General features: G+C 61.3%; 21 protein-coding genes. 8 read left to right on the top strand and 13 right to left on the bottom strand.

Annotated elements, in window-relative coordinates; all coding sequences use genetic code 11:
* Positions 1–25 precede the first annotated feature (25 nt).
* The gene (locus ACE3O2_RS12255; protein ID WP_374337877.1) at positions 26–3,400 is read left to right on the top strand and encodes a tetratricopeptide repeat protein; all 3,375 of its coding nucleotides are present in this window, start codon (positions 26–28) and stop codon (positions 3,398–3,400) included.
* A gap of 4 nt (positions 3,401–3,404) precedes the next feature.
* On the opposite strand, the gene ACE3O2_RS12250 is transcribed toward ACE3O2_RS12255, so the two are convergent.
* Positions 3,405–4,559: an MFS transporter gene (locus ACE3O2_RS12250; protein ID WP_374337875.1), complete on the bottom strand. Its 1,155-nt coding sequence runs from the start codon at positions 4,557–4,559 to the stop codon at positions 3,405–3,407.
* A gap of 136 nt (positions 4,560–4,695) precedes the next feature.
* Between ACE3O2_RS12250 and ACE3O2_RS12245 the strand changes: the two genes are divergently transcribed.
* The 3 genes from ACE3O2_RS12245 to ACE3O2_RS12235 all read left to right on the top strand — a co-directional run bounded on the left by ACE3O2_RS12245 (position 4,696) and on the right by ACE3O2_RS12235 (position 8,158).
* Complete coding sequence (locus tag ACE3O2_RS12245; protein ID WP_374337873.1) at positions 4,696–5,226, top strand: MarR family winged helix-turn-helix transcriptional regulator; 531 nt, start codon at positions 4,696–4,698, stop codon at positions 5,224–5,226.
* A 63-nt stretch (positions 5,227–5,289) separates the two neighbouring features.
* On the top strand, positions 5,290–7,098 hold the full coding sequence (locus ACE3O2_RS12240) for an aminopeptidase P family N-terminal domain-containing protein (RefSeq protein ID WP_374337871.1): 1,809 nt from the start codon (positions 5,290–5,292) through the stop codon (positions 7,096–7,098).
* 205 nt (positions 7,099–7,303) lie between these two features.
* Complete coding sequence (locus ACE3O2_RS12235; protein WP_374337869.1) at positions 7,304–8,158, top strand: delta-class carbonic anhydrase; 855 nt, start codon at positions 7,304–7,306, stop codon at positions 8,156–8,158.
* Positions 8,159–8,312: 154 nt separating this feature from the next.
* Here ACE3O2_RS12235 and ACE3O2_RS12230 read toward each other — a convergent pair whose 3' ends face one another.
* The gene (locus ACE3O2_RS12230) at positions 8,313–9,233 is read right to left on the bottom strand and encodes a LysR family transcriptional regulator (RefSeq protein WP_374337867.1); all 921 of its coding nucleotides are present in this window, start codon (positions 9,231–9,233) and stop codon (positions 8,313–8,315) included.
* Between the two features lie 113 nt (positions 9,234–9,346).
* Here ACE3O2_RS12230 and ACE3O2_RS12225 point away from each other — a divergent pair, with 113 nt between their 5' ends.
* Positions 9,347–9,979 carry a LysE family translocator gene (locus ACE3O2_RS12225; protein ID WP_374337865.1) on the top strand — a complete coding sequence of 211 codons (633 nt, stop codon included), beginning with the start codon at positions 9,347–9,349 and terminating at the stop codon, positions 9,977–9,979.
* A gap of 20 nt (positions 9,980–9,999) precedes the next feature.
* On the top strand, positions 10,000–10,647 hold the full coding sequence (locus ACE3O2_RS12220) for a LysE family transporter (protein ID WP_374337863.1): 648 nt from the start codon (positions 10,000–10,002) through the stop codon (positions 10,645–10,647).
* Here ACE3O2_RS12220 and ACE3O2_RS12215 read toward each other — a convergent pair.
* Together ACE3O2_RS12215 and ACE3O2_RS12210 are read right to left on the bottom strand one after the other, a co-directional pair.
* Positions 10,626–11,081, bottom strand: a complete 456-nt coding sequence (locus ACE3O2_RS12215) for a hypothetical protein (protein ID WP_374337861.1) — start codon at positions 11,079–11,081, stop codon at positions 10,626–10,628. The genes ACE3O2_RS12220 and ACE3O2_RS12215 overlap by 22 nt on opposite strands.
* A gap of 1 nt (position 11,082) precedes the next feature.
* On the bottom strand, positions 11,083–12,000 hold the full coding sequence (locus ACE3O2_RS12210) for a LysR substrate-binding domain-containing protein (RefSeq protein WP_374337859.1): 918 nt from the start codon (positions 11,998–12,000) through the stop codon (positions 11,083–11,085).
* A 117-nt stretch (positions 12,001–12,117) separates the two neighbouring features.
* Here ACE3O2_RS12210 and ACE3O2_RS12205 point away from each other — a divergent pair, with 117 nt between their 5' ends.
* Positions 12,118–12,762, top strand: a complete 645-nt coding sequence (locus ACE3O2_RS12205; protein WP_168877251.1) for an NAD(P)-dependent oxidoreductase — start codon at positions 12,118–12,120, stop codon at positions 12,760–12,762.
* Between the two features lie 33 nt (positions 12,763–12,795).
* Here ACE3O2_RS12205 and ACE3O2_RS12200 read toward each other — a convergent pair whose 3' ends face one another.
* A complete protein-coding gene (locus ACE3O2_RS12200; RefSeq protein ID WP_374337857.1) occupies positions 12,796–13,689 on the bottom strand; it encodes a LysR family transcriptional regulator in 894 nt (297 codons plus the stop codon).
* Between the two features lie 47 nt (positions 13,690–13,736).
* Here ACE3O2_RS12200 and ACE3O2_RS12195 point away from each other — a divergent pair, with 47 nt between their 5' ends.
* Positions 13,737–14,549, top strand: coding sequence for an SDR family NAD(P)-dependent oxidoreductase (locus tag ACE3O2_RS12195; protein WP_374337855.1), 813 nt, complete (start codon positions 13,737–13,739; stop codon positions 14,547–14,549).
* 16 nt (positions 14,550–14,565) lie between these two features.
* Here ACE3O2_RS12195 and ACE3O2_RS12190 read toward each other — a convergent pair whose 3' ends face one another.
* From ACE3O2_RS12190 to ACE3O2_RS12155, 8 genes are all read right to left on the bottom strand, one after another.
* Entirely contained in the window at positions 14,566–15,018 is a 453-nt protein-coding gene (locus ACE3O2_RS12190) for a DUF2214 family protein (protein WP_374337853.1), read from the bottom strand.
* Positions 15,019–15,124: 106 nt separating this feature from the next.
* A complete protein-coding gene (locus tag ACE3O2_RS12185) occupies positions 15,125–15,538 on the bottom strand; it encodes a hypothetical protein (protein ID WP_374337851.1) in 414 nt (137 codons plus the stop codon).
* Entirely contained in the window at positions 15,535–15,792 is a 258-nt protein-coding gene (locus ACE3O2_RS12180) for a hypothetical protein (RefSeq protein WP_374337849.1), read from the bottom strand. The genes ACE3O2_RS12185 and ACE3O2_RS12180 overlap by 4 nt, the downstream gene beginning before the upstream one ends.
* 12 nt (positions 15,793–15,804) lie before the next feature.
* A complete protein-coding gene (locus ACE3O2_RS12175) occupies positions 15,805–16,671 on the bottom strand; it encodes a bifunctional transcriptional activator/DNA repair enzyme AdaA (protein WP_374337847.1) in 867 nt (288 codons plus the stop codon).
* Between the two features lie 4 nt (positions 16,672–16,675).
* Positions 16,676–17,143: a DUF1203 domain-containing protein gene (locus ACE3O2_RS12170; RefSeq protein WP_374337845.1), complete on the bottom strand. Its 468-nt coding sequence runs from the start codon at positions 17,141–17,143 to the stop codon at positions 16,676–16,678.
* Positions 17,144–17,219: 76 nt separating this feature from the next.
* A complete protein-coding gene (locus ACE3O2_RS12165) occupies positions 17,220–17,513 on the bottom strand; it encodes a hypothetical protein (protein WP_168877243.1) in 294 nt (97 codons plus the stop codon).
* Between the two features lie 96 nt (positions 17,514–17,609).
* The gene (locus ACE3O2_RS12160) at positions 17,610–18,713 is read right to left on the bottom strand and encodes a hypothetical protein (RefSeq protein ID WP_374337842.1); all 1,104 of its coding nucleotides are present in this window, start codon (positions 18,711–18,713) and stop codon (positions 17,610–17,612) included.
* Positions 18,710–19,585 (bottom strand): ThiF family adenylyltransferase, encoded by an 876-nt coding sequence (locus ACE3O2_RS12155; RefSeq protein ID WP_374337840.1) that lies wholly within the window; start codon positions 19,583–19,585, stop codon positions 18,710–18,712. Before ACE3O2_RS12155 ends, ACE3O2_RS12160 begins: the two co-directional genes overlap by 4 nt.
* Positions 19,586–19,610 lie beyond the last annotated feature (25 nt).

The following is a 19,610-nucleotide window of genomic DNA, read 5'->3' as shown; positions in this document are numbered from 1 at the left end:
GGCTGCACCCGTGTGGAGCCAAGTGTTGAGCGAGATGATCAGCGGTGTGCCGTCAGAGTATGAGGTGTGGTCGGTAGCCGAAGCCTTACAGCGGTTCCCGCAGTTTGAATTTGATACGGACGATTGGGATGCAGAAGACCTCGAGTCGGTGGAGGTGATCTATCTCAAGGGGAACTATTGCCTGGATGAGCGCTGGGACCGGGCGCTGGATCATGCCTACTGGGGACGCCGCTTCCTGCTGGTAGATGGCGACCTGCATCTGGAGGATGACACCCACTTTCATTATTGGGTAACCGGGGACGTGCATGGCGACGTCCTGCATCTGTACGATGGCATTCAGTGCCTGGGGACGATGCATGCGCGGCAGTTCGCCTACCTGTATGCGGAAGACGATACCCGAATGTGCAATGAGCCTGTTGTCAGGCTGGCGACCCCATATCTCTTCAGCTGGTTTTACGGTGTGGATGAGCTGACGCTGACCGAGGATACACTGGTATTCCTGCTGGCAGACTGGGATTACAGCCACAGCAGTGATTTGCCGGGCACTGTTATTCCCTGGCATGAGGCGCGCTTTGTCTTGCGCGACGAGTTGCAGAGTCAGGTAGCCAAAGACTGGGATGACCGCGCGCTGTGGGACCTGGGCAAGATTGGTGCTGCACTGGCCCGGGGGGAAAGCATCCTGCGCGATGGCGTCACCCTGGCAAGCCTGCGCCCCGATGAGCAAGCCGGTCAGGCTGTACAGATGCAAGACTGGCGGCTGGCCTGGTGCTATTACCGGGCGACCAGCGAGGCCGCCCCCGGTAGCTTCCTGGCCCTCTACCACATGGGCAATTGCTATGCCAACGTGGGGGCATACGCCCAAGGCTTGTCTTGTATGGAGCGGGCGGCAGCACGCTACCCCAAAGTGCAGCCCAATTTGCTGAATGAAGCGGCTTTTTCAGCAGCAGTATGGGCGTGCTGGCTGGATCAGCCGGAGCATGCGCTGGAGATTCTTGCTCAACATATGCCGTATAACCGGCATTACAAGTTGCTGCGGGCGCGAGCAGAGGCCTTGCTGATGGTGGGGCGGCTGGATGAGGCGCTGCAGGACCTGGACGGGGTGTTGCAGCAGGACAAACACTATGGTCCTGCGCTCTGGTTGCGCGGGAAGGTGGCCTGGCTGCAAGGGCTGCAGGATGAGGCGACGCTATGGCAGGACCAGGCCGCTGCACGCGATGCCCGGCTCAAGGCTGATTTTGCCACGCATGGGAATACCGCATTTTGGGGCTTGCCTCCGGTACGCGTGGACTGGGACGACCTTGATCTGGACAGTTTGAAGCCCAGGCAGGACCAAGCATGGTGGCTGGCCTTGTTGAAGACTGCGCCGACCGAGATGTCCAATGTCCCGGCTGAACTGCGCACCCAGTCTTTTTTACAGGCGCTGCTTCAGCAGCAGCCGGAGCAGATTGCCGGATTGTTGTCGGCCTTCCCGGCTGATGCGTTTACCCCTGAGCTGGCGCGGGCACTGGTCCGTGTGGATGGACAATGCCTGCAGGGTATTCCCTCTGCACTGCATGGCCTGGACCTGTACCGGCAAACGCACATTCTGCCGCAGTCTCGTTTTCCGCTGAGCAGCGTACCCGAGGCCCTGCTGGATGCCGAAGTGTGCCAGCTGGCGATCGACAAAGGGGCTCGGCTGGATCAGGTGCCCTTGGCATGGCGCAACGCTGCGCTATGCCAGTATGCCGTCGAACGGGGTGGCAGTCTGGAGGCGGTGCCTGAGGCACTACGCAGTCAAGCGCTGTGCGAGCTGGCTGTGCGCCGCAGTGGCGGGCAGATCCAGTTCGTACCCCCTGCTTTGCAAACTGAAGCCATGTGGATTTTGGCGCTGGCACACAGCACCTGCTGGCAGATCCGGAACACCATCCCGGCATCCTGCCTCACCCTCGTGCATCGACAGCAGGCACTGCGCTTGAATAAAGGGCTGTTACAGCAGTTGCCCGGCTATCTGGTCGATGCGGAGACCTATGCCTATGCGGTGTCCCTGTACGGCCAAGATGAAGACTGGGACGCGTTGGTTGCGCCACATCGGCTGGAAGCCTGTCAGGCCGATCAGTGCCACTTTGTCGAGCAATGCTGGCTGGTATTTTGGGATGAGGCCACGGTGCTGCGCCGCATCCGGCTGGATGGCCATGCCGCAAAGCAACTGCACCCTTATGACATCCCGGCAAGTCACTTCACCCCGGCGATTGCTGAAGCCTGCTTTGCCAGCGAACCCGTGCATTTAAAGGCTATTCCGACCGCCCTGATTACGCTGGCGATGTGTGAAAGCTTCATTCAGCGCTATCCCCGCTTGTTGCAAGACGTTCCCTTTGCGCATCGCACCGTGGGTGTGTGCTTGCTGGCCTTGCAGCGTGACCTGACACAGCAACACCTGGTGCCAGCGCCCGTATTGGCAGAGGTCGCTGCGCAGTTGCTGGCACATCCCCCAAAGGCTGCGGAGAAAGACGCGCTGCTGTTGTTGCAGGGGCTGGGGCTGTTGATGCAACAGCCCCCCAAAACAGTAGCAGCCATTGAGTCTTTGACCCGCCTGTGCCCGGAGGCATGGCTTGCACAGGCAGCTGTACGGACGGTAGACGATACCGAAAGTGAATCTTTGACGGCGGAAGAAACCCTGCGTCGCCATGCCTGCTATCTGTTGGGCTATGCCTGGCATCAGCAGGGCGATCCGGTTCGCGCGGAGGTGCTGCGGGCCCGCTCTGGCATGGTGGTGGAGTATGGCAGTTTCAACCCGGCGCAAGGGCAGGCGCAAGGCGATTTCAACCAAGGTACGTTTGACCAGTACATGCAACAGTTTGATCAGTGCATACAGGATACGTCGCGATTGCCGCACGCCTGGCAGCTGCTGCAGCAGGCGCGGGCATTGCTGGAGGAGAGTGCAAACAACAGTCCCTATCTTTGGGCGCACCTGTTGGGCCGGCAGCGCTGGGTCACACATGAGCAAAAGGATTGGGCCCGCAATACCGCCGTGTGTGAAGAAACGGTGGAACGGCTGCAGTCGTGCAGCCTGTGGGCCTACCATCCGCAGCATGATGTGATCCGGGCCGCCCTGCGTGAAGCCCTGCACCGCCTGGGTTGCATACCGCTGGATGATCTGGAAGCACCGACCGTGGCAGAGGTGCACGCGGCCGTTGAGCAGGTCTGGCGTGCCCTTCGCCTGCTGGGGCCTGCGGAGGCGCCGCATGCTGTCTGGCATTTCTATGATATCCAGCTGTGTAATCTCGCTTGGCTGTCGGCGCAGGATGGTCAATGGGAACGGCCGTTGCAGCGCCTTCGCCAGCGGGTGGCCGCACTGGATTGGCGATCGTTTCTGTATAGCCAGGACGCAGTGAACATCATTCAGTCCGCTACTGCGGACTGAATGGCTATGGCTGTGAGGATGGCAGCGCAGGCCGCAGGCGTGGTAGCCACAGCATGGGGATGAGTGCGAACGCCAGCAGCACCCATGAGTAGCTGCCTGCTCCCACATGCTGCATGACGCTACCCAGTAAGGCCGGTCCCAGTACCGAGCCGAAGGTGAAGGCGAGTGAGACATCGCGCATGGCCAGCCGGGCGTCGCCCGGCTGTTCGGTAGCGACGACGATGGACAGGGTCAGCATGCCATTGCCCATGATGCCCAGGCAGGCAGCGGCCAGCCAGAGCGGCCCCTGTTGCTGTGGGCTGGCGAGGCCAGTCAGCACGGCGGCCAGTATGGCGGTGATCAGGCACGCCAGCACGGCAGTGCGGCTGCCCAGGCGATCTGACAGCCAGCCGAGCGGTAGCTGCGACAGCAGGCCCGCTCCGCCCAGTACGGCAATCAGCAGGGCTTGCTGGGTGGGAGAGGCTGCTTGCTGCGCCGCAAAGCTGGGAAACAGGCTCATCGCCCCGGTATCCAGCAAGCCCGCCAGCACCCCCAGCGCGCAGGCCGGATTGTTCCAGAATACAACCGTGGCCGAGGTGGCTACCGCGTCGGCAGACCAGTCCGGCTCGCGCTGGCGAGCGAGCCACAAGGGCAGGATGGCGAGCAGGCCAAACCCTGCGGCCAGGTACCAGATGGCGAGGCTGCGGCTGCCCAGCCAGCCAATCAGCAGCGGCCCGGCCAGCAAGGCAATGGCAATCACCGTCTCATGCAAGCCGACGACCACCCCGCGCCGCTGTGGTGGCACCAAGCGATACAGCCAGCTTTCATTGCCGATCCAGCGTAGCCCGAGCGCCAGTCCAAGCAGGGGCGTCAATAACCACCATCCGTACAGTGGTGCATCGCCAAGGCTGGCGATGGTTACGGCACCGAGCAGGAGCCCGATCAGCACCGTGCGCCAGGCCTGGATGCGCTGCATCAGCCAGGGGGCCAGCAGCACCCCGGCGGCCATACCCACCCAGGGTAGGGCACAGAGCAGGCCAATCTGGGCCGGTGCTACGCCCCGTTGCTGTAAGGCCAGTGGCAGCAGCGGGAAGGCAATGCCGTATTGGCCAAGCTGCGCCAGACCGGATACCAGATTGAGCAAGACTGCAGCATAGAGCCAGCTGATGGGGCGGGACATGGGCCGTTCCTGATGTGAGCCATGCGGTTTCATGCCGTCATGGCCTTAGGTTAACGTATGATTGATTCATATGTGCATAAATCATACGTTAAACGGCTAGCTGATACAATAGGGCCATCTAGCAGGAGGTTGAAACATGGAGATCAGTATCGAAGCGGCCAGTAATCAGCTGGCCGCATTGGGTGATCTGCTGCGCGATGTGCAGGAGGCCGCCTTGGCCAAGGCGACGGAACGCCCGATGACCGAGATTGCTACCCTGTTCTCGGTACGACATTGCGACCAGTTCACGGTAGGCTGGCTGGCGTCCATTCTGGGGGTCACCCATTCGGCTGCGGTTCGGATTGCTGACCGCCTGTCTGGCGAAGGGCTGCTGCAGCGTACGCCACAGGCCAACCGGCGCTTCGTCGGGCTGGTGCTGACCGAGGCGGGCGTGGCCGAAGCGGACCGTCTACTGGCCATCCGGCGGCAGGTGTTGACGGACTTGTTTTCGGGTCTGGAACCCTTGCTGCTGGCGGCCCAGCCGCTGGCAGCGGCCTTGCTGCAACGCCACACCACCAGCGAGCTGGTGTCTTACCAGCGCTGTCGCTTTTGTGACGAAGCTTTGTGTGGTGAGACCTGTCCGGTGGACAGGGCCTGCCAGCGTTTACCCTCGAATGGGGCAAGCTGATTGGGTACAATCAACCCGCCAGCCCGACTGGCCACGACAAAAAACGCGATTGGAGCCTGCAACATGCCGTTAACCTTGACCCCCGAATTATCCCGCCAGCGTGTCGCGGACCTGCGCAGCGCCATGCAGCAGCAGGGTGTGACCGCCGTCATGATCCCGACGTCTGACCCGCACCTTTCTGAATACCTGCCCGAACGTTGGCAAGGCCGTGTCTGGGTGTCCGGCTTTACCGGTTCGGCAGCGACCTTGATCGTGACCCAGGACTTTGCAGGCTTGTGGACCGATAACCGCTATTGGGCCATGGCGGAGCGGGAGCTGGCTGGCAGCGGGATTGAGCTGATGAAGGTGCAATCCTCGGCACAGCCGACCCACGAACAGTGGTTGTGCGAAACCTTGAAGCCAGGCGCTGTGCTGGCGGTGGATGGGGAGGTGATGGGCGTGGACAGCGTCCTGCGGCTGCAGGCCGCTTTGCAGCGGGTGGGGGTCAGCCTGCGCACGGACCTGGATCTGCTGCAGTCTGTCTGGTCAGACCGTCCGGCCTTGCCGGATGCGCCGGTCTACGAACATGAAATGCCGTTTGCCGGGCGCAGCCGTGCAGAAAAGCTGGCAGGCTTGCGCGAGCGCATGCAGCAAGCTGGTACGCAATGGCACTGGATTTCGACCCTGGATGACATCGCCTGGCTGTTCAACCTGCGCGGTGCGGACGTGGCGCACAATCCGGTGTTTGTTGCGCATGCGCTGGTCAGCCATGAAGGGGCGACCTTGTTTGTGCAGCCGGGCAAGCTGGATGACGCGCTGCTGCAGCGCTTGCAGCAGGATGCCGTATCGGTTGCCCCTTACCATACCGCGCCTGGTACGCTGGCGGCCTTGCCTGCAGGTAGCACCCTGCTACTGGACCCGCGCCGCATCAGCCATGGTATGCGTCAGCGGGTGCCGGCTACCGTGAAGGTGGTCGAGCAGATCAACCCCACGGTGTTTACCAAATCGCAAAAGAGCGAGGCTGAGGCGGCCAATATCCGACAGGCCATGGAGCAGGATGGGGCAGCTCTGTGTGAGTTCTTTGCCTGGTTTGAACAGGCACAAGGCCAGCAGCGCATCACCGAGCTGACCATTGATGAGCATCTGACGGCTGCCCGAGCACGGCGACCGCATTACAAGGGCACCAGCTTCTCCACCATTGCCGGTTTCAATGCCAATGGCGCATCACCGCATTATCGGGCCACCGCCAATGCGCACGCGGTGATTGAAGGCAATGGTTTGCTGCTGATTGACTCGGGCGGACAGTACCTGAACGGGACCACGGACATTACCCGCGTGGTGCCGATCGGGCAGGTGAGCGACGCGCAAAAAGAGGATTACACCCTGGTGCTGAAAGCCACCATGGCCCTCTCCATGGCACAATTCCCCAAAGGCATCCGTGGCCCGATGCTCGATGCCATTGCCCGTGCACCGTTATGGGCAACGGGCCGCAATTTTGCGCACGGTACCGGCCATGGTGTCGGCTATTTCCTCAACGTGCATGAAGGCCCGCAAGGCATTTCCTGCAATATGGCTGCCGAAGCGCATACGGCAATGGAAATCGGCATGGTCACCTCGATTGAGCCTGCCTTCTACCGGCCGGGACAGTGGGGCATCCGTATCGAGAACCTGGCGATGGCGGTTCCCGCGGAAACCAACGCGTTTGGCTCCTTCCTCAAGTTTGAAACCTTGACCTTGTGCCCGATTGATACCCGCTGCATCGTACTGGACCTGCTGCGTGCCGATGAACGGGCCTGGCTCAATGCTTACCATGCGGAAGTGCGCCGTCGGCTCAGCCCCTTGCTGCATGGGGAGGCCTTGGCCTGGCTGGAGCGGAATACGCAGCCCATCTGATCAGGTCATCACGCTGACAAAGCCACACAGCCCACTGCACTTGCAGTGGGCTGTGTGGCTTTGTTCCCTGCGGAAGTGCTGCCCCATTCCTGCGGCAAGCCTCCTACTGTCCAGTTGGACTGGTCAGCTTGGGGTTTTGCCCGGGCTTTCTATACTGTTTTTGCCTTCTGCTTGAGGGGCTAACGTCATGGACAGGGAGATCGGGATGAAATCGAAGCAACTCTTATGGCTGCTGGTGCCGCTGTGTACGGTACAGAACGCACTGGCCTCTGGGGGCACGGAAGCGGTCAGCGATGAGGTGATCAAGGCGCAGAATGCGGCCTTGATCCGTGCCACCGAAGGCAAGGGGTTTGGTCCGCAATCCCCCCGAGACATCGCCTCACGTGCGGGCAGCAATGCGCGGCAGTTTTCAAGCGCACCCGCCTATCAGGCCATGAATCTGTGCAATATCCATTTTCATGCCAACGCGGAGCATAAAGGCGGCGAGTATACAACCTATGCGGGCAACGGCGATGGCAAGGGCTTCCACACCGGCTATGTATACAGCGGCACCCTGTCCCCCGCGGAGGCACACCACCTTGATAAGGATGTGTGCAGCAGTGAGCACGGTGGACTCAATGCAGGGAGTACCATTGAGGTGCACTATGTGCATTCGACGGCGCAGGTCATGGCTGGCCCGACCTTGGGCGCCTGCCTGAGCGAGAGCATTTCCAACCCGCAGCTGCGGGTGGAGGCCCAGGTGCTGGTACTGGTCAACGATGATAAGGCTGCAGACTTCGGCAAGCTGGTCGAGGTGGGCATGCGCAACGGTTATCAGCAGGCGCTGAATATTCCGGGGGATACCGGTCGGCCTGTGCAGTATGCTGGCTCGACCACCGGACCTGCTTACAATGAGAAAGGTTCGCCTTTGCAGGTATCGTGGAGTGTGCGCCCGAACATCATCAAGGTGAATGCATCGAGTGTGGGCAAGTGGTGTCAGGGCAATGTCTTCAAGGAGGACCATGCCCATGGTGTGCGCAATCTGGTGACCGACCCCAGTCTGCTCTCTGAAATCAAGTAAGCCACACGGCTGCTTGCGCCCAGCTGAAACGGGTCTGAGCGCAAGTTGAGGATACCGCCAGCCTGCTGCTAGCAGCTGGCTGGCTTTTTTTAGCAGTTTTCCTGATGCCGACGGTCTTGCTCCGGCGTGTGAAGCTTATGCGCGGCGCCGTGACTCAGTCGCGAAAATGCAGGATGTGATTACGGAAGACGGCAAGCCGCCCAAGCAGGCTACGGTTGCGCAGGGTGCGCACCACTGCTTGTAGCGTCGGCAGGTGCCAGCTGGGGTGCTGCAGGATGAGTTGCAGCGGGCGAAACAGCGGGCGAGGCAGCGGGTGTTGCCGTACCCCTTCCGGCAACGGGTACAGCGCCAGTTGCGGCAGGATGCTGAAGCCCAGCCCTTGCGACACCAGGGCGAGAATACTGCCATCACTGTTGAGCGTGCGGGCCGGCTGCAGGGGCCACCCCTGCTGCTGCATGTGGGTCAGCACCACCTGGCGGGCGGCGTTGCCTGCTTCGATATAGGGCAACTGGCCGGTTTGCATCAGCGGCTGGGCTTGGGTGGCGTTCAGGCTGGCGGGGTAGACCAGCATGAATTCGTCGTGCAGAAAAGGGGCCTGAAACAGGGTGTCAGGCAACTGGAAGCTGCTGATGCCCAGGGTGGCCTTACCACTGCAAACCGCATCATTCACCTCATGCGAATCCTTGCAGCCATCCAGCAGCTCCACCTCCAGCGCCGGATGGGTACGGGCCAGATAAGTCAGCACCGTGGGCAGCACATGGGTTGCAATGCTGCGAAAGCTGGCAATGCTGATACGGCCTGTTACCCCATCGGGTTGCTGCAGCGACGGAACGATGTTGTCGACCAGCTGAAGGATATGCCGGGCCTGCTGGCAGACTTGCTGACCCGCTATGGTGAGGCTGCTGCCACGACGGCTGCGCTGCAGCAGGCGGCAGCCAACCGCTCGCTCCAGCTCGGCCAGGGCGTGGCTGATTCGCGACTGGGTGCAGCCCAGTTCTACTGCCGCTTGACTGAAGCTGCCCTGTTCGGCCACCGCCACCAGTACCGCGAGCTGATTGAGTTTGATGTCAGACATGCAGCCTTGGCCATCGAAAAAAGTAATGTGTAAGTCTGAAATATAACCCATTTCGGTAGGGAAGACAGCCGGAACATCTCGACAATGCCATCACCGACATGATGGAGCGCAGCATGAGCAGTAGTGTGTTTCTGGGAACGGTCGCAGCCATGTACACCCCACTGGTATTGAGCCCGGGGCCCTGCGCGCTGTTGGTCAGCCGTGCCTCGATGGTGGAGGGGCGTCATACGGGCATGCAGGCTGCATTAGGCATCACCACTGGTGCCTTCCTGTGGTCTGCGCTGGCTGCGGCAGGCGTCGGCGTCATGCTGGGGCAATGGCCAGGGGTGATCGCGGCCTTGCAGTGTGCCGGGGGGGCGTATCTGGGCTGGATGGGTGTTGTGCTGGTGCGCAGTGTGCAACGTCCTGCGCAGGAGGTGAGTGGTGGTGGACATGAAGCGGTACCTGCGAAGCGAGCCTACTGGCGTGGGTTGGCGACCTGCATGACCAATCCGCAGGCGCTGGTGTTTTTCAGCAGCCTGTTTGGCGCCTTGTTCACGGCAGAGGTATCGCCATTGCTACGTCTGGCCAGTGTACTGACCGTTGTGGGCATCGCACTGGTGGGCTACCTGGGGCAGGCCGCGCTGTTTGCCTTCCCGCCATTGCAACGCCGGTACCAGGCCTCACAGCGCTATCTGGATGGGGTCTGTGGTGTCGTGTTCCTGCTGTTAGGTGGGCGCTTGCTGCTGCAAGGGCTGGCTGCTTGATTGTGACGTATGGAGGCTGTATGAGTGTGGCAGGTTTTTTGCTGACGGTTGCTGGGCTCTACTTCCCGCTTGCGATCAGTCCGGGACCGAATGCGTTGCTAGTAAGCCGGGCGGCGGTGGTAGAGGGGCGGCGGTATGGCATGCTGACCGCACTGGGGATTACGACAGGTTCGATGACCTGGGCCGCACTGGCTGCTGCGGGGGTGGGTGTGCTGATTGCGCGCTGGCCCTGGCTGATGTGGGGGCTACAGGCAGTCGGGGGGCTGTGGCTGGCGAGGGTAGGCTGGCGTATCCTGCGGGCACCGAGCGTCGCCCAAACGCCGCGTTCACCGGGTGCTATGCCGGAGGCTACTGATCTATGGCGTGCCTACTGGCGGGGTCTCAGTACCTGCCTGACTAATCCGCAGGCACTGGTTTTCTTTGCCGGTATGTTCGGTGCCTTGTTCACGCCCGAGATTCCCCTCTGGTTGCGTTGGTCAAGTGTGGCCACGGTGGCCTGCATTTCGCTGACCATTTACCAGCTGCAGGCGACGGTGTTTTCTCACCCGGAGCTACAGCGCCGTTACCTCAGCGTGCAGCGGGGGCTGGACCGGGTGTGCAGTGCCTTGTTCATCCTGCTGGGGCTCAAATTGATCTGGGCAGTGGCTCAGACAGTAGCCGGGGCATGAAAACGCCAGCCTTGCTGGCTGGACAGCGCAACAATTTGTGCGGCATCCGCACGATGTACGACCGTGGTGCACCAATCCGTGGTCCAGGGTCGGTGAATCTGCAGCAGGACCTGACCGCCCCTGCCGGGGGTGTGCCGGATCTCATCCTGCAACCAGCGGAAGTAGCGTGGGGCGACATCTGCATTTTTGGGCGGGAAGGGGGGCAGTAGCTCTATCCAGTCGCACAGTTGCTCATGGAGCTCGTCCAGTTGCGTGGCGATGGCCAGGTAGTCCGTCAGCTGCTCCAGTAGTGCGGCGAGTCTGGCATCTTTGACCTCAGTCGCCCATGCATAGCGATGCTGGGATGGGGCCGCGTCCACCACGGCGACAATGTGTTGCACGTCTTCTGCTTGCAGCTCATGGCCGGTCAGGTGGTGGATTAGCTCATGCAGCATGTCAGACCTCAGTGTGCAGAGAAAACGAGCTGGATAATACGTAATCGGCCTGACGAAAGAACCCGGTCAAAATGTCTAGTGTATGGCGCACCTTGGCAGGCTGTGCATCGCGGCGCAAGGTGACGGCGTGGGCTGGCATTCCGGACAGGTGCCAGTCTGGCAGGATGGCGAGCAGGCGACCTTCGGCCAGCGCTTGCCGGTCGCTGAAGCCGACGCCAATATGGATCCCCCAGCCTGCAATGCACAGTGCATGCAGTGTACTGACTTGATTGGCGCGGGCACGGCCCTCCACCCGCAGGCGCTCCAGCTGACCTGATGGGCCGCTTAACTCCAGCCACTCGCCGCCAGGTCGGCACAGCCAATCGTGGACCAGCAGGTCTTGCGGATGCTGGGGCATGCCATGCGAGGCCAGGTAGGCTGGTGCGGCACACAGTTGACGGGGAATCACCCCCAAGGGGCGTGCCACCTGATTGGAGTCGGGCTGTGAGCCGACCCGGATGGCAATATCAACGCGCTCCTCGATCAGATCTACCCGCCGGTCGTCCAGCAAGAGCTGCACGGAAAGACGCGGGAAGCGGCGTAAAGGGGCGAGCGCCTCAGCCAGCAAACCGCCGAAGTCAATCGGGGCCGCCAGCCTCAGCTCCCCTTCTGGCTCATCACGCAGCAGATGCAGCGCCTGCTCTGCCCGGCGGGCCGCGGCCACCATCTCGGCACAGCCTTCGTAAAAGCGGCTTCCCGCTTCGGTGGCTGCCAGTCGGCGAGTAGAGCGGTGCAGTAACACCAGCCCAAGCGACTGCTCCAGCTGGCGAATGTGCTGGCTGACTGCTGAAGCCGTCATCTCCAGCCTGCGGGCCGCAGCCGAGAATGAACCCGCCTGCATGACTTCAGCAAACACGGCCATCTGCTTCAGCCTATCCATGATTTGCACCTTATTATTAAGTTTTACTTATTAATAATAGCGAATGTTTGGGGATTATCACAACATCAATCAAAGTTCATACTGGCTCCACTTTCTACCCACACAGGAGTTACCCAAATGAAGATCGCACTGATTGGCGCAACCGGTTATGTAGGCACCCCGCTGCTGCAGGAGCTGCTGCAACGCGGCCATCAAGTGACCGTGCTGGCCCGCCAGCCGGAAAAGCTGCAAGCCCAGGCCGGGCTGACGGTGGTCAAGGCCGATGTCTATGATGCGGCGCAAGTGGCGCAAGCCGTCACCGGGCACGATGCGGTGATCAGTGCATTCAATCCCGGCTGGGCTGAGGCAGCCTTGTATGACCTGTTCCTGCAAGGCAGCCGCGCCATCCTCGCCGGTATCAAGCAGGCCGGTATCAAGCGCGTGTTGATTGTAGGTGGCGCAGGCAGCCTGTATGTCGCACCGGGCGTGCAGTTTATTGACACTGATGCCTTTCCGGCAGAATACAAGGCGGGTGCATCCGCTGCGCGTGAAGTGCTGCGCTGGTTGCCGGCTGAAACCGGGCTGGATTGGAGCTTTGTGTCACCGCCGCCGCTGCTGGTGCCGGGTGAGCGCAGCGGGAACTACCGCCTGGGTGGCGATGACATGTGGCCCATGGTCAACGGCCAACCGGCCACCATCACCACGGCTGATCTGGCTGTCGCCATGGTCGACGAGATCGAGCAAGGTCGTCACCTGCAGCGCCGCTTCACGGTTGCAGCGTAAGCCCTGCATCGCTGAGCGCCGCGAAACCGGCTCTCAGCGCGGACTACGCAGAAAATCGACCAAGGCCTGCAGCAATGCGGGCCGCAGCCGCCTGCCGGGGTGATACAGATAGAAATGCTCGGCTGGCGGCCACCAGTCCTGCAGCAAATAGACCAGTTCACCTCGCTCCACATAGGGTGCCACCATCGCCTGATAGTGGTAACACAGCCCCATGCCGGACAAGGTGCCTTGCAACAAGACCTCCAGATCATCGCTGGCCAGCGGGCCCTGACAGGCCAGCTGCATCTTCTCCTGCTCCCGCTGCAATTCCCACTGGTAATAGGCCCCGCTGGGAAAGCGCAATTGCAGGCAAGCATGCTGTAGCAGCTCAGCAGGATGCTGGGGTGTGCCATGCTGTGCCAGATAGGCCGGGGCTGCACACACTACAAATTGCACTGGTGCGCCCACGCGTGTGGCCACCATGCCTTGCTGCAGGCTCTCACCAAAGCGGATGCCAGCGTCAAATCCCTCCCGCACGATGTCCACCAGTGCATCGTTAATTGCCAGTTCCAATTCGACCTCCGGATGGCGGGCGTGCCATTCGGCCATCCGTGGGGCCAGTAGCAGATGCGCGGCTGGTCGTGGCAGGTTGATGCGTAGTCTGCCCCGCAGCTCTCCCTGGCTGTCCTGCAGTTGTTGCAGAGCGGCGTCGATTTCCGCAAAAGCCGGTGCCAGCCGTTGTAGCAGTTGCTCGGCCGCGGGGGTGGGGCGCACGCTGCGGGTAGTGCGGTTGAACAGGCGCACCTGTAGCTGTTGCTCCAGTCGGGTGATGGCATGGCTGACGGCGGAGGGGGTCTGCTGTAACTGCAGCGCGGCCTTGCGAAAGCTGAGGGTGGTGGCGACCCGGTGCAGGATGTGCAGGTCGTGCAGGCTTGGGTTTGAATTCATGAAATTTAATCACCTGTTTATTAAAGAATAGGTGGATTGTTGAATCAATGCAAGCTGACCATACTGTGCTGGCTTACTTCAACCAAGGATTGATTGCCATGCAGAACACCACATTTGAAAACAAAACCATCCTGGTCACCGGTGCCTCATCCGGTATTGGTCTGGCCAGCGCCAAAGCCTTTCTGGCACAAGGTGCCGCAAGGGTTTACCTGACCGGGCGAGATGCCGCCAGGCTGGACAAGGTCGCCGCTGAGCTGGGACCGCGCGCAGTGCCGGTGGTGGCGGACAGCAGCAACCTGCTGCAGCTGACTGCGCTGGCCGAGCGGCTGGAGAAGGACGGGCAGCCGCTGGATGCGCTGTTTGTGAATGCCGGGGTGGCGCATTACAACGTGATGGGGCTGACCACTCAGGGCGAGTACGACACCCTGTTTCGTACCAATGTGCAGGGGGTGTTCTTTACTGTGCAAACCCTGCTGCCGCACCTGAAGGATGGTGGCAGTATTGTATTGAATGCCTCAGTAGCCAGCAGCATGGGCATGGGCAACCTCAGCCTGTACAGCGCGACCAAGGCCGCGGTGCGCTCCTTTGCCCGCAGCTGGGCGACGGATCTGAAGCCGCGCCGTATCCGCGTAAACGCCATCAGCCCGGGTGTGACGATGACCGCAATCCAGCAAGGCGGCCTGGGGCTGAATGATGAGCAACTGGCGCAGATGGAGGGCTGGATGCAGGAGGCTGCGCCCAGTGGCCGTTCGGCACAGCCGGAGGAGATTGCTGCTGGTGTGCTGTTTCTTGCATCCGATGCTGCCAGCTACGTCAACGGCGTGGAACTGGCGGTGGATGGCGGGCTGGCGCAGATTTAAGCCAATTGCCGAGGGGTCAGCCCAACACGCCGATCCCTCGGGCCATCAAGGCGGCGCACACCAGCATCACCATCAGCAACAGCAGCTCCAGTGCCACAGTACGCTGCAGGCGCTGGCGCTGCTGTTCATCCAGATCAGGCACTTCACCTTGCCGGATGCGACTGCGCCAGCTCAGGAAAACCAGGGTGGGACGTATCGACAGCAGCCCGGCCAGGGCAAATGTGCCGACCTTGATCCAGAACGGCAGGCTATGGCTATAGTAGGCCATGCCTTTCTCATAGAGCGCCGCCCGGCTGAAACCGACCAGCAGCGCGCCCAAGGCAGACAGACCATACATCAGGTCAGCCCGCTGCAAGGCATTGGCCCTTGGCAGGGAGAGCGGGGTAGAGAGCAGCGCATACTCGACACTCAAGGATGCGATCAGGGTAAACAGCAGCAAATGATGCAGGCTGGCCAGCAGGGCAGACATGGCGTGCTCCTGAAAGAAGGATGGTGACAATTAAGTATGTATTCTAGGCTAAACTGTACCGTTCGGTAAATATTTTGAGCGTGGGGATGCTGACCGCTACGCGGTGTTAAGCTGCATCGAGCTTGAGACGTAGCTTAGGCAAGGCTTGCCAGGCGGCGTGAAACGCTTTGACGTGCTGTGACAGCTCATCCAGCGCTTGAGTCGGGCGGGATTGACGCAATACCTGCAGCAAGGGCAGGGACCAGCCTTGCTCTCCGATCAGGACTTGCTCATGGCGAGTGAACTGCGGCCAGGCCGCCATCAGCGCCAGTCGTGCATGCAAGCCGTGGATATCCTGCAACAGAAAGCTAAGCTGGCTGGCCGTCTCGTGGGTCGCCGCCAGCAGCAGATTGTCCAGCGCTATCCCTTCTGGGGTCTCCGTGTTGCAGGCGGGAAACAGTTCAGGGTAGGCATGCGAGCAGTGCTGCAGCTCATCGGTGATGGCTTGCAGTCGAGCCAGCAAGGCTTCAGCAGTAGTCATGGCGTTTGGCGGTTACGGGCATGACCGCTGGCGGCGCGCTCATTGCCGCGTCGGTAGTTACCGGTCAGGATGGCCTGCTGGCGTTGCACTTCGGTCTCGCTCAGGCGTGCCAGCTTCTGCAGCAAGGCCGCTGCTTGCCGGGCGGGAACCACGGCGGCCAGCAGCCCACGGTGGCGGATTTCCAGTCGGCCATCCTTACAGTGTTGCCAAGTAAAGTGTTCTGCTTGCATGCCGCCACGATAGGCGAAGCCCATGCAGCTGGCAAGTCAGACGGCCAGTTCAGCGTGATCCTGCCGCGCGCGTTCCAGCGCCAGCAAGGCCGCCTTGCGGCTGCTGCCCCAGCGGTAGCCACCCAGCTCGCCACTCTGGCGGATGACCCGATGGCATGGAATCAGCACCGCCAGGGCATTGTTGGCCACACTCTGTGCCACGGCCCGACTGGCTTGCGGTTGACCGATCATGCGGGCCAGGTCCGAGTAGGAGCAAGTCTGGCCGACGGGTACGCGCATCAGCGCTTGCCAGACTTGCAGGCGGAACGGACTGCCCTTCATCAGGATGCCAAGGCGCTGTTCCGGTTGTCGACCCGACAAACGCTGCTGCAGATTGCTGGCCGTGGCCTGCAAGGCGGCCTCATCGTGCAGCAGCTGCGCCTGCGGCCACTCATGTTGCAACAGGGCAATGGGGCTTTCCTCGGCCTCAATAAAGCTGGCGTGGCACAGTCCACGTGGACTGCTGGCCAGCAGCATTGGGCCGAGCAAGGACGGAAAAATGCCCCAATGCAGGGTCAACCCGGCCCCCGCGCGCTGATACTCGCCCGGACTGACACTCTCCACCGAGAGAAACAGCTCATGCAGACGGGAGGTACTGGACAGGCCCACCGCATAGCTGGTGTCCAGCGTGCTGCTGGACTGGCGCAGCCAGCGCTTGGCGTCCTGCAGGGTCATGGCTTGCAGCAGCTCCTTCGGGCTGACCCCGGCGTGAGCTACGAACAGGCGCTGCAGGTGAAAGGGACTGCTACCCACATGCTGTGCCAGCTGCTCCAGTGAGGGCTGCTGCTCACGCTCGGAAACCAGATACTCGATGGCACGTTGTACCAGCTGGAAGTGCGAGAGGTTGAGGGGCGGTTCCATCATGAGCTCAGGCGCGGTCGATACGGCAAGCATAGCAGCCTCGGCGTGCGTGATGGACGTGGAGAAACTGGGCGTCAGCCTGCTGGAAGAAACGCGAGATCAAGGTTTCCAGTTGCGCGCCCTCGCAAACATCAGCATCCAGCATATCGCCATGGGCCGTGTAGGCACGTACACTTAGCAGGCGCAGCCGCAGTGCACGCGGTACCTGATTCAGCGCATCAAACGTTTCACGTGCGGACTCACGGATGAAAATGGGGCCGCTGGCCGCATAGGGACTGCTGGAGGCATGGTGAGCATGGTTCAGCAGCAGCACGCTCTCGTCCACCATAGCATCTTGCAGGCTGATGCGACATGGCGCGCTGTCCGGCTCGCGGATGATCAGGCGCTGTATGCCTTGTGCCTTGAGTGCGGCATCGCTTAATGACAGCAAATGCTCGAAAGGGGCAGCGAGCAGGCCGCGTATGCGAAAGGACATGACAATCTCCATGGCAAAAGTATTGCTGTCAGTGTCCTGCTATGGAGGGGGGACGACAATCCGGTTCTTGCGAGAATCAGGGCAGGCGGTGCCAATCTTTGCCGGAGTGCTCAGGAAAAGCCTGGCTGCTGGTCGGGTTACGCTGCACCCAGCGCTGGTATGCCGGGAGCTGCAAGGTCCGGATCAGGTTACGTTGCAGCTGTTGCAAGGGGTGAGGCCCGGGTTGATCGTACAAGGCTTGCAGAAAGGCCGCCTGATCAGCTTGCGCCAGGGCACGGCAAAACTCGCGGTTATCGAAATCAGACGAAAACCGGGACAACACCTGAGGGTAGAGCGCATACAGCGCTTGCAAGGTCTGGCGAGCGGGCATTGGGTCGGGTCATTCTCCCCATCGGGAGGATTATTGAAACACTGCTGCCATGTGCTTGCAATACACGCGGGTAGCAGGTTGACCTTTGGACCAGTGTCAATGTGCACTGCCGGGTTCATTGGGTGCCCCTGCCAGCATCAAGGCCGACAATGGCCGTCTTAGTGAGCGGGCTTTGGCTCGCGGTCCGGCACCGATGCGACCAAAATAGGCGGCGCGTGCCAACGGGTCTTCGCCGAGCAAGGTTTGCAATTGCTGCTGCAATTGCTGCATGCGTACGCCGATGGTCACATCCTGGCTGGCCGGACGGCCTGAGCGGACATACCAGCTGAAGATCAAAGGTGTCATTTCCGGCTGCACCTGCAGACCCAGCTGATCAGCCGTTAGCCAGAAGCGCTGCAAGGCTCGCCCGGCATTGACATGGTCCATCAACCCTTGCGGGGGATGCTTGGCCAGCAGGGCAAAATGGGCGGCGCATTTGAGCGCGGGTAGCCAATCCAGCTGCAGGCGGGGCAGCCAGGTACCGGCGAGGTAGCGGTTGAGGAAGCGGACACGTTGCCAGCTGGCCAGCGCCCAGCGCATCAGCCGCAAGCCCAGCGGGTCCATGCCGATGGCTTGGTCCGGGATCCGGTCCTCGCTGAATTGCGTACCCCATTCAATGATCTCCCGATGTACCGGGTAGGCCTCCGGCATGGTTAGCCGGATCAGTGCATTGCGCCAGAGCAGGCGGGCGACCGTTTTACGCTGACGGCCCTCCAGCCAGACCAGCTGCCAGTCTTGACCTGCTGCGGCTTGCAGGGCGTGCTTTTCATCCGCGGTCAAAGGACGTGTCTGCAGGGGGCGGCGTTGTACGGTGCGTTGGCGAATGCTGGCATACAGCGGGTTGGGGGAGAGGGCAGCGTCTGGGTGTAACCGCAGGCCCAGACGCAGCGCTTGTGCGGTATCCGGTGATTCAGGCCATTGCTCCTCTACCCGGTAGCCCAGCTCTGCCGCAGCGATATGTGCCGTTTCCAGCAAGGCACCCAGTGCAATCTGGCTCGGGCGACCGTCCATATCGTAGACGACAGTCTCACGGGTGTCGAAAGCATGGATGATAGCGTGGTGCGCATCGCGATACTCGAAGCGCCAGGCTTGTGCATTGTCACCACTGGGCGCCCAGCGGGCGGCATCCAGCACCTGCAGGATCGGACAGTCTGGCTTCATGCGGGTGCCATCGCCAGTTTTTTACGCAGGATTCGCCGCATGATGGCGAGCTTGAGTTGCTGCAGCGGATGGCGGTTGCCGCCGGGCAACCAGGTATGACGCAGCTTCTGCCGATAGGCATCGTAATGAATTCCCCTCGGTGCTGCGACGACCTTGCCACGGTTCAGCAGGATTTTCAGCGCTTCCGTGGCGGCCACACCGGCGCACAGCTGGCAGGCCATGACGGTAGAAGGGCCTTTCTTGAGGTCAAGGCGAACCCGGCTATAGTCCGCCAGGTAGCCCATATGCAGCATGCTGGGTGCCAGGCCCAGCAAGAAACGCAGGCCCTGCTCCAGATCGCTTTGGCCTGCCATCTGAAAATAGTCGTCAAAAGACATGCTGCCCGGCAGGAAGGCAAGGAAAGCGGTGCCCATGCCAAGTGGGGCTGCGGTGATGGCCGGGATGCCCCTGCGCTGGCAGGCGGCAAAGATGGCGCGCCGGATATCAAACGCAAAGAAGTCCAGACTGTCGACATACAGATCCACACCGGTCAGGAAGTCATCCAGGTTGGTGTCGGAGATGCCCTGGGGAAAAAGGCGGATGTCCAACTGCGGATTGATGTCCAGCGCCATGCGCTGCATCACGTCCAGTTTGGGCTGGCTTACCGTGCTGACCATGGCCCCGGCCTGGCGGTTGAAGTTGGCGACATCAAAGCGGTCAAAGTCGGCCAGCGTGAACGCGCCGATGCCGAGTCGGGTCAGGGTCAGCAAATGGTTGCCGCCTACGCCACCCAGCCCCGCAATCGCTACGCGTTTGCGCTGTAGCGTGGATTGCTCGGCTTCCGTGACCCAACCCAGATTGCGGGAAAATGCTTCACCATAGTCAAACAACATGACAAGTACTCACTTCTGATCAAAT

It is taken from the genome of Leeia sp. (assembly GCF_041909055.1).
GTDB lineage: Bacteria > Pseudomonadota > Gammaproteobacteria > Burkholderiales > Leeiaceae > Leeia > Leeia aquatica.
Note: the sequence above shows the minus strand (reverse complement) of the source record. Positions and strands in the feature narration are given on the sequence as shown.

Bases quoted from the DNA above. Each gene is read 5' to 3' on its own strand.
- ACE3O2_RS12240 (WP_374337871.1), top strand. From the start codon at position 5,290: ATGCCGTTAACCTTGACCCCCGAATTATCCCGCCAGCGTGTCGCGGAC.
- ACE3O2_RS12155 (WP_374337840.1), bottom strand. From the start codon at position 19,585: ATGTTGTTTGACTATGGTGAAGCATTTTCCCGCAATCTGGGTTGGGTC.
- ACE3O2_RS12205 (WP_168877251.1), top strand. From the start codon at position 12,118: ATGAAGATCGCACTGATTGGCGCAACCGGTTATGTAGGCACCCCGCTG.
- ACE3O2_RS12215 (WP_374337861.1), bottom strand. From the start codon at position 11,081: ATGCTGCATGAGCTAATCCACCACCTGACCGGCCATGAGCTGCAAGCA.
- ACE3O2_RS12230 (WP_374337867.1), bottom strand. From the start codon at position 9,233: ATGTCTGACATCAAACTCAATCAGCTCGCGGTACTGGTGGCGGTGGCC.
- ACE3O2_RS12220 (WP_374337863.1), top strand. From the start codon at position 10,000: ATGAGTGTGGCAGGTTTTTTGCTGACGGTTGCTGGGCTCTACTTCCCG.
- ACE3O2_RS12195 (WP_374337855.1), top strand. From the start codon at position 13,737: ATGCAAGCTGACCATACTGTGCTGGCTTACTTCAACCAAGGATTGATT.
- ACE3O2_RS12180 (WP_374337849.1), bottom strand. From the start codon at position 15,792: ATGGGCTTCGCCTATCGTGGCGGCATGCAAGCAGAACACTTTACTTGG.
- ACE3O2_RS12175 (WP_374337847.1), bottom strand. From the start codon at position 16,671: ATGATGGAACCGCCCCTCAACCTCTCGCACTTCCAGCTGGTACAACGT.
- ACE3O2_RS12250 (WP_374337875.1), bottom strand. From the start codon at position 4,559: ATGTCCCGCCCCATCAGCTGGCTCTATGCTGCAGTCTTGCTCAATCTG.
- ACE3O2_RS12190 (WP_374337853.1), bottom strand. From the start codon at position 15,018: ATGTCTGCCCTGCTGGCCAGCCTGCATCATTTGCTGCTGTTTACCCTG.
- ACE3O2_RS12200 (WP_374337857.1), bottom strand. From the start codon at position 13,689: ATGAATTCAAACCCAAGCCTGCACGACCTGCACATCCTGCACCGGGTC.
- ACE3O2_RS12225 (WP_374337865.1), top strand. From the start codon at position 9,347: ATGAGCAGTAGTGTGTTTCTGGGAACGGTCGCAGCCATGTACACCCCA.
- ACE3O2_RS12210 (WP_374337859.1), bottom strand. From the start codon at position 12,000: ATGGATAGGCTGAAGCAGATGGCCGTGTTTGCTGAAGTCATGCAGGCG.
- ACE3O2_RS12235 (WP_374337869.1), top strand. From the start codon at position 7,304: ATGAAATCGAAGCAACTCTTATGGCTGCTGGTGCCGCTGTGTACGGTA.
- ACE3O2_RS12165 (WP_168877243.1), bottom strand. From the start codon at position 17,513: ATGCCCGCTCGCCAGACCTTGCAAGCGCTGTATGCGCTCTACCCTCAG.
- ACE3O2_RS12185 (WP_374337851.1), bottom strand. From the start codon at position 15,538: ATGACTACTGCTGAAGCCTTGCTGGCTCGACTGCAAGCCATCACCGAT.
- ACE3O2_RS12160 (WP_374337842.1), bottom strand. From the start codon at position 18,713: ATGAAGCCAGACTGTCCGATCCTGCAGGTGCTGGATGCCGCCCGCTGG.
- ACE3O2_RS12245 (WP_374337873.1), top strand. From the start codon at position 4,696: ATGGAGATCAGTATCGAAGCGGCCAGTAATCAGCTGGCCGCATTGGGT.
- ACE3O2_RS12170 (WP_374337845.1), bottom strand. From the start codon at position 17,143: ATGTCCTTTCGCATACGCGGCCTGCTCGCTGCCCCTTTCGAGCATTTG.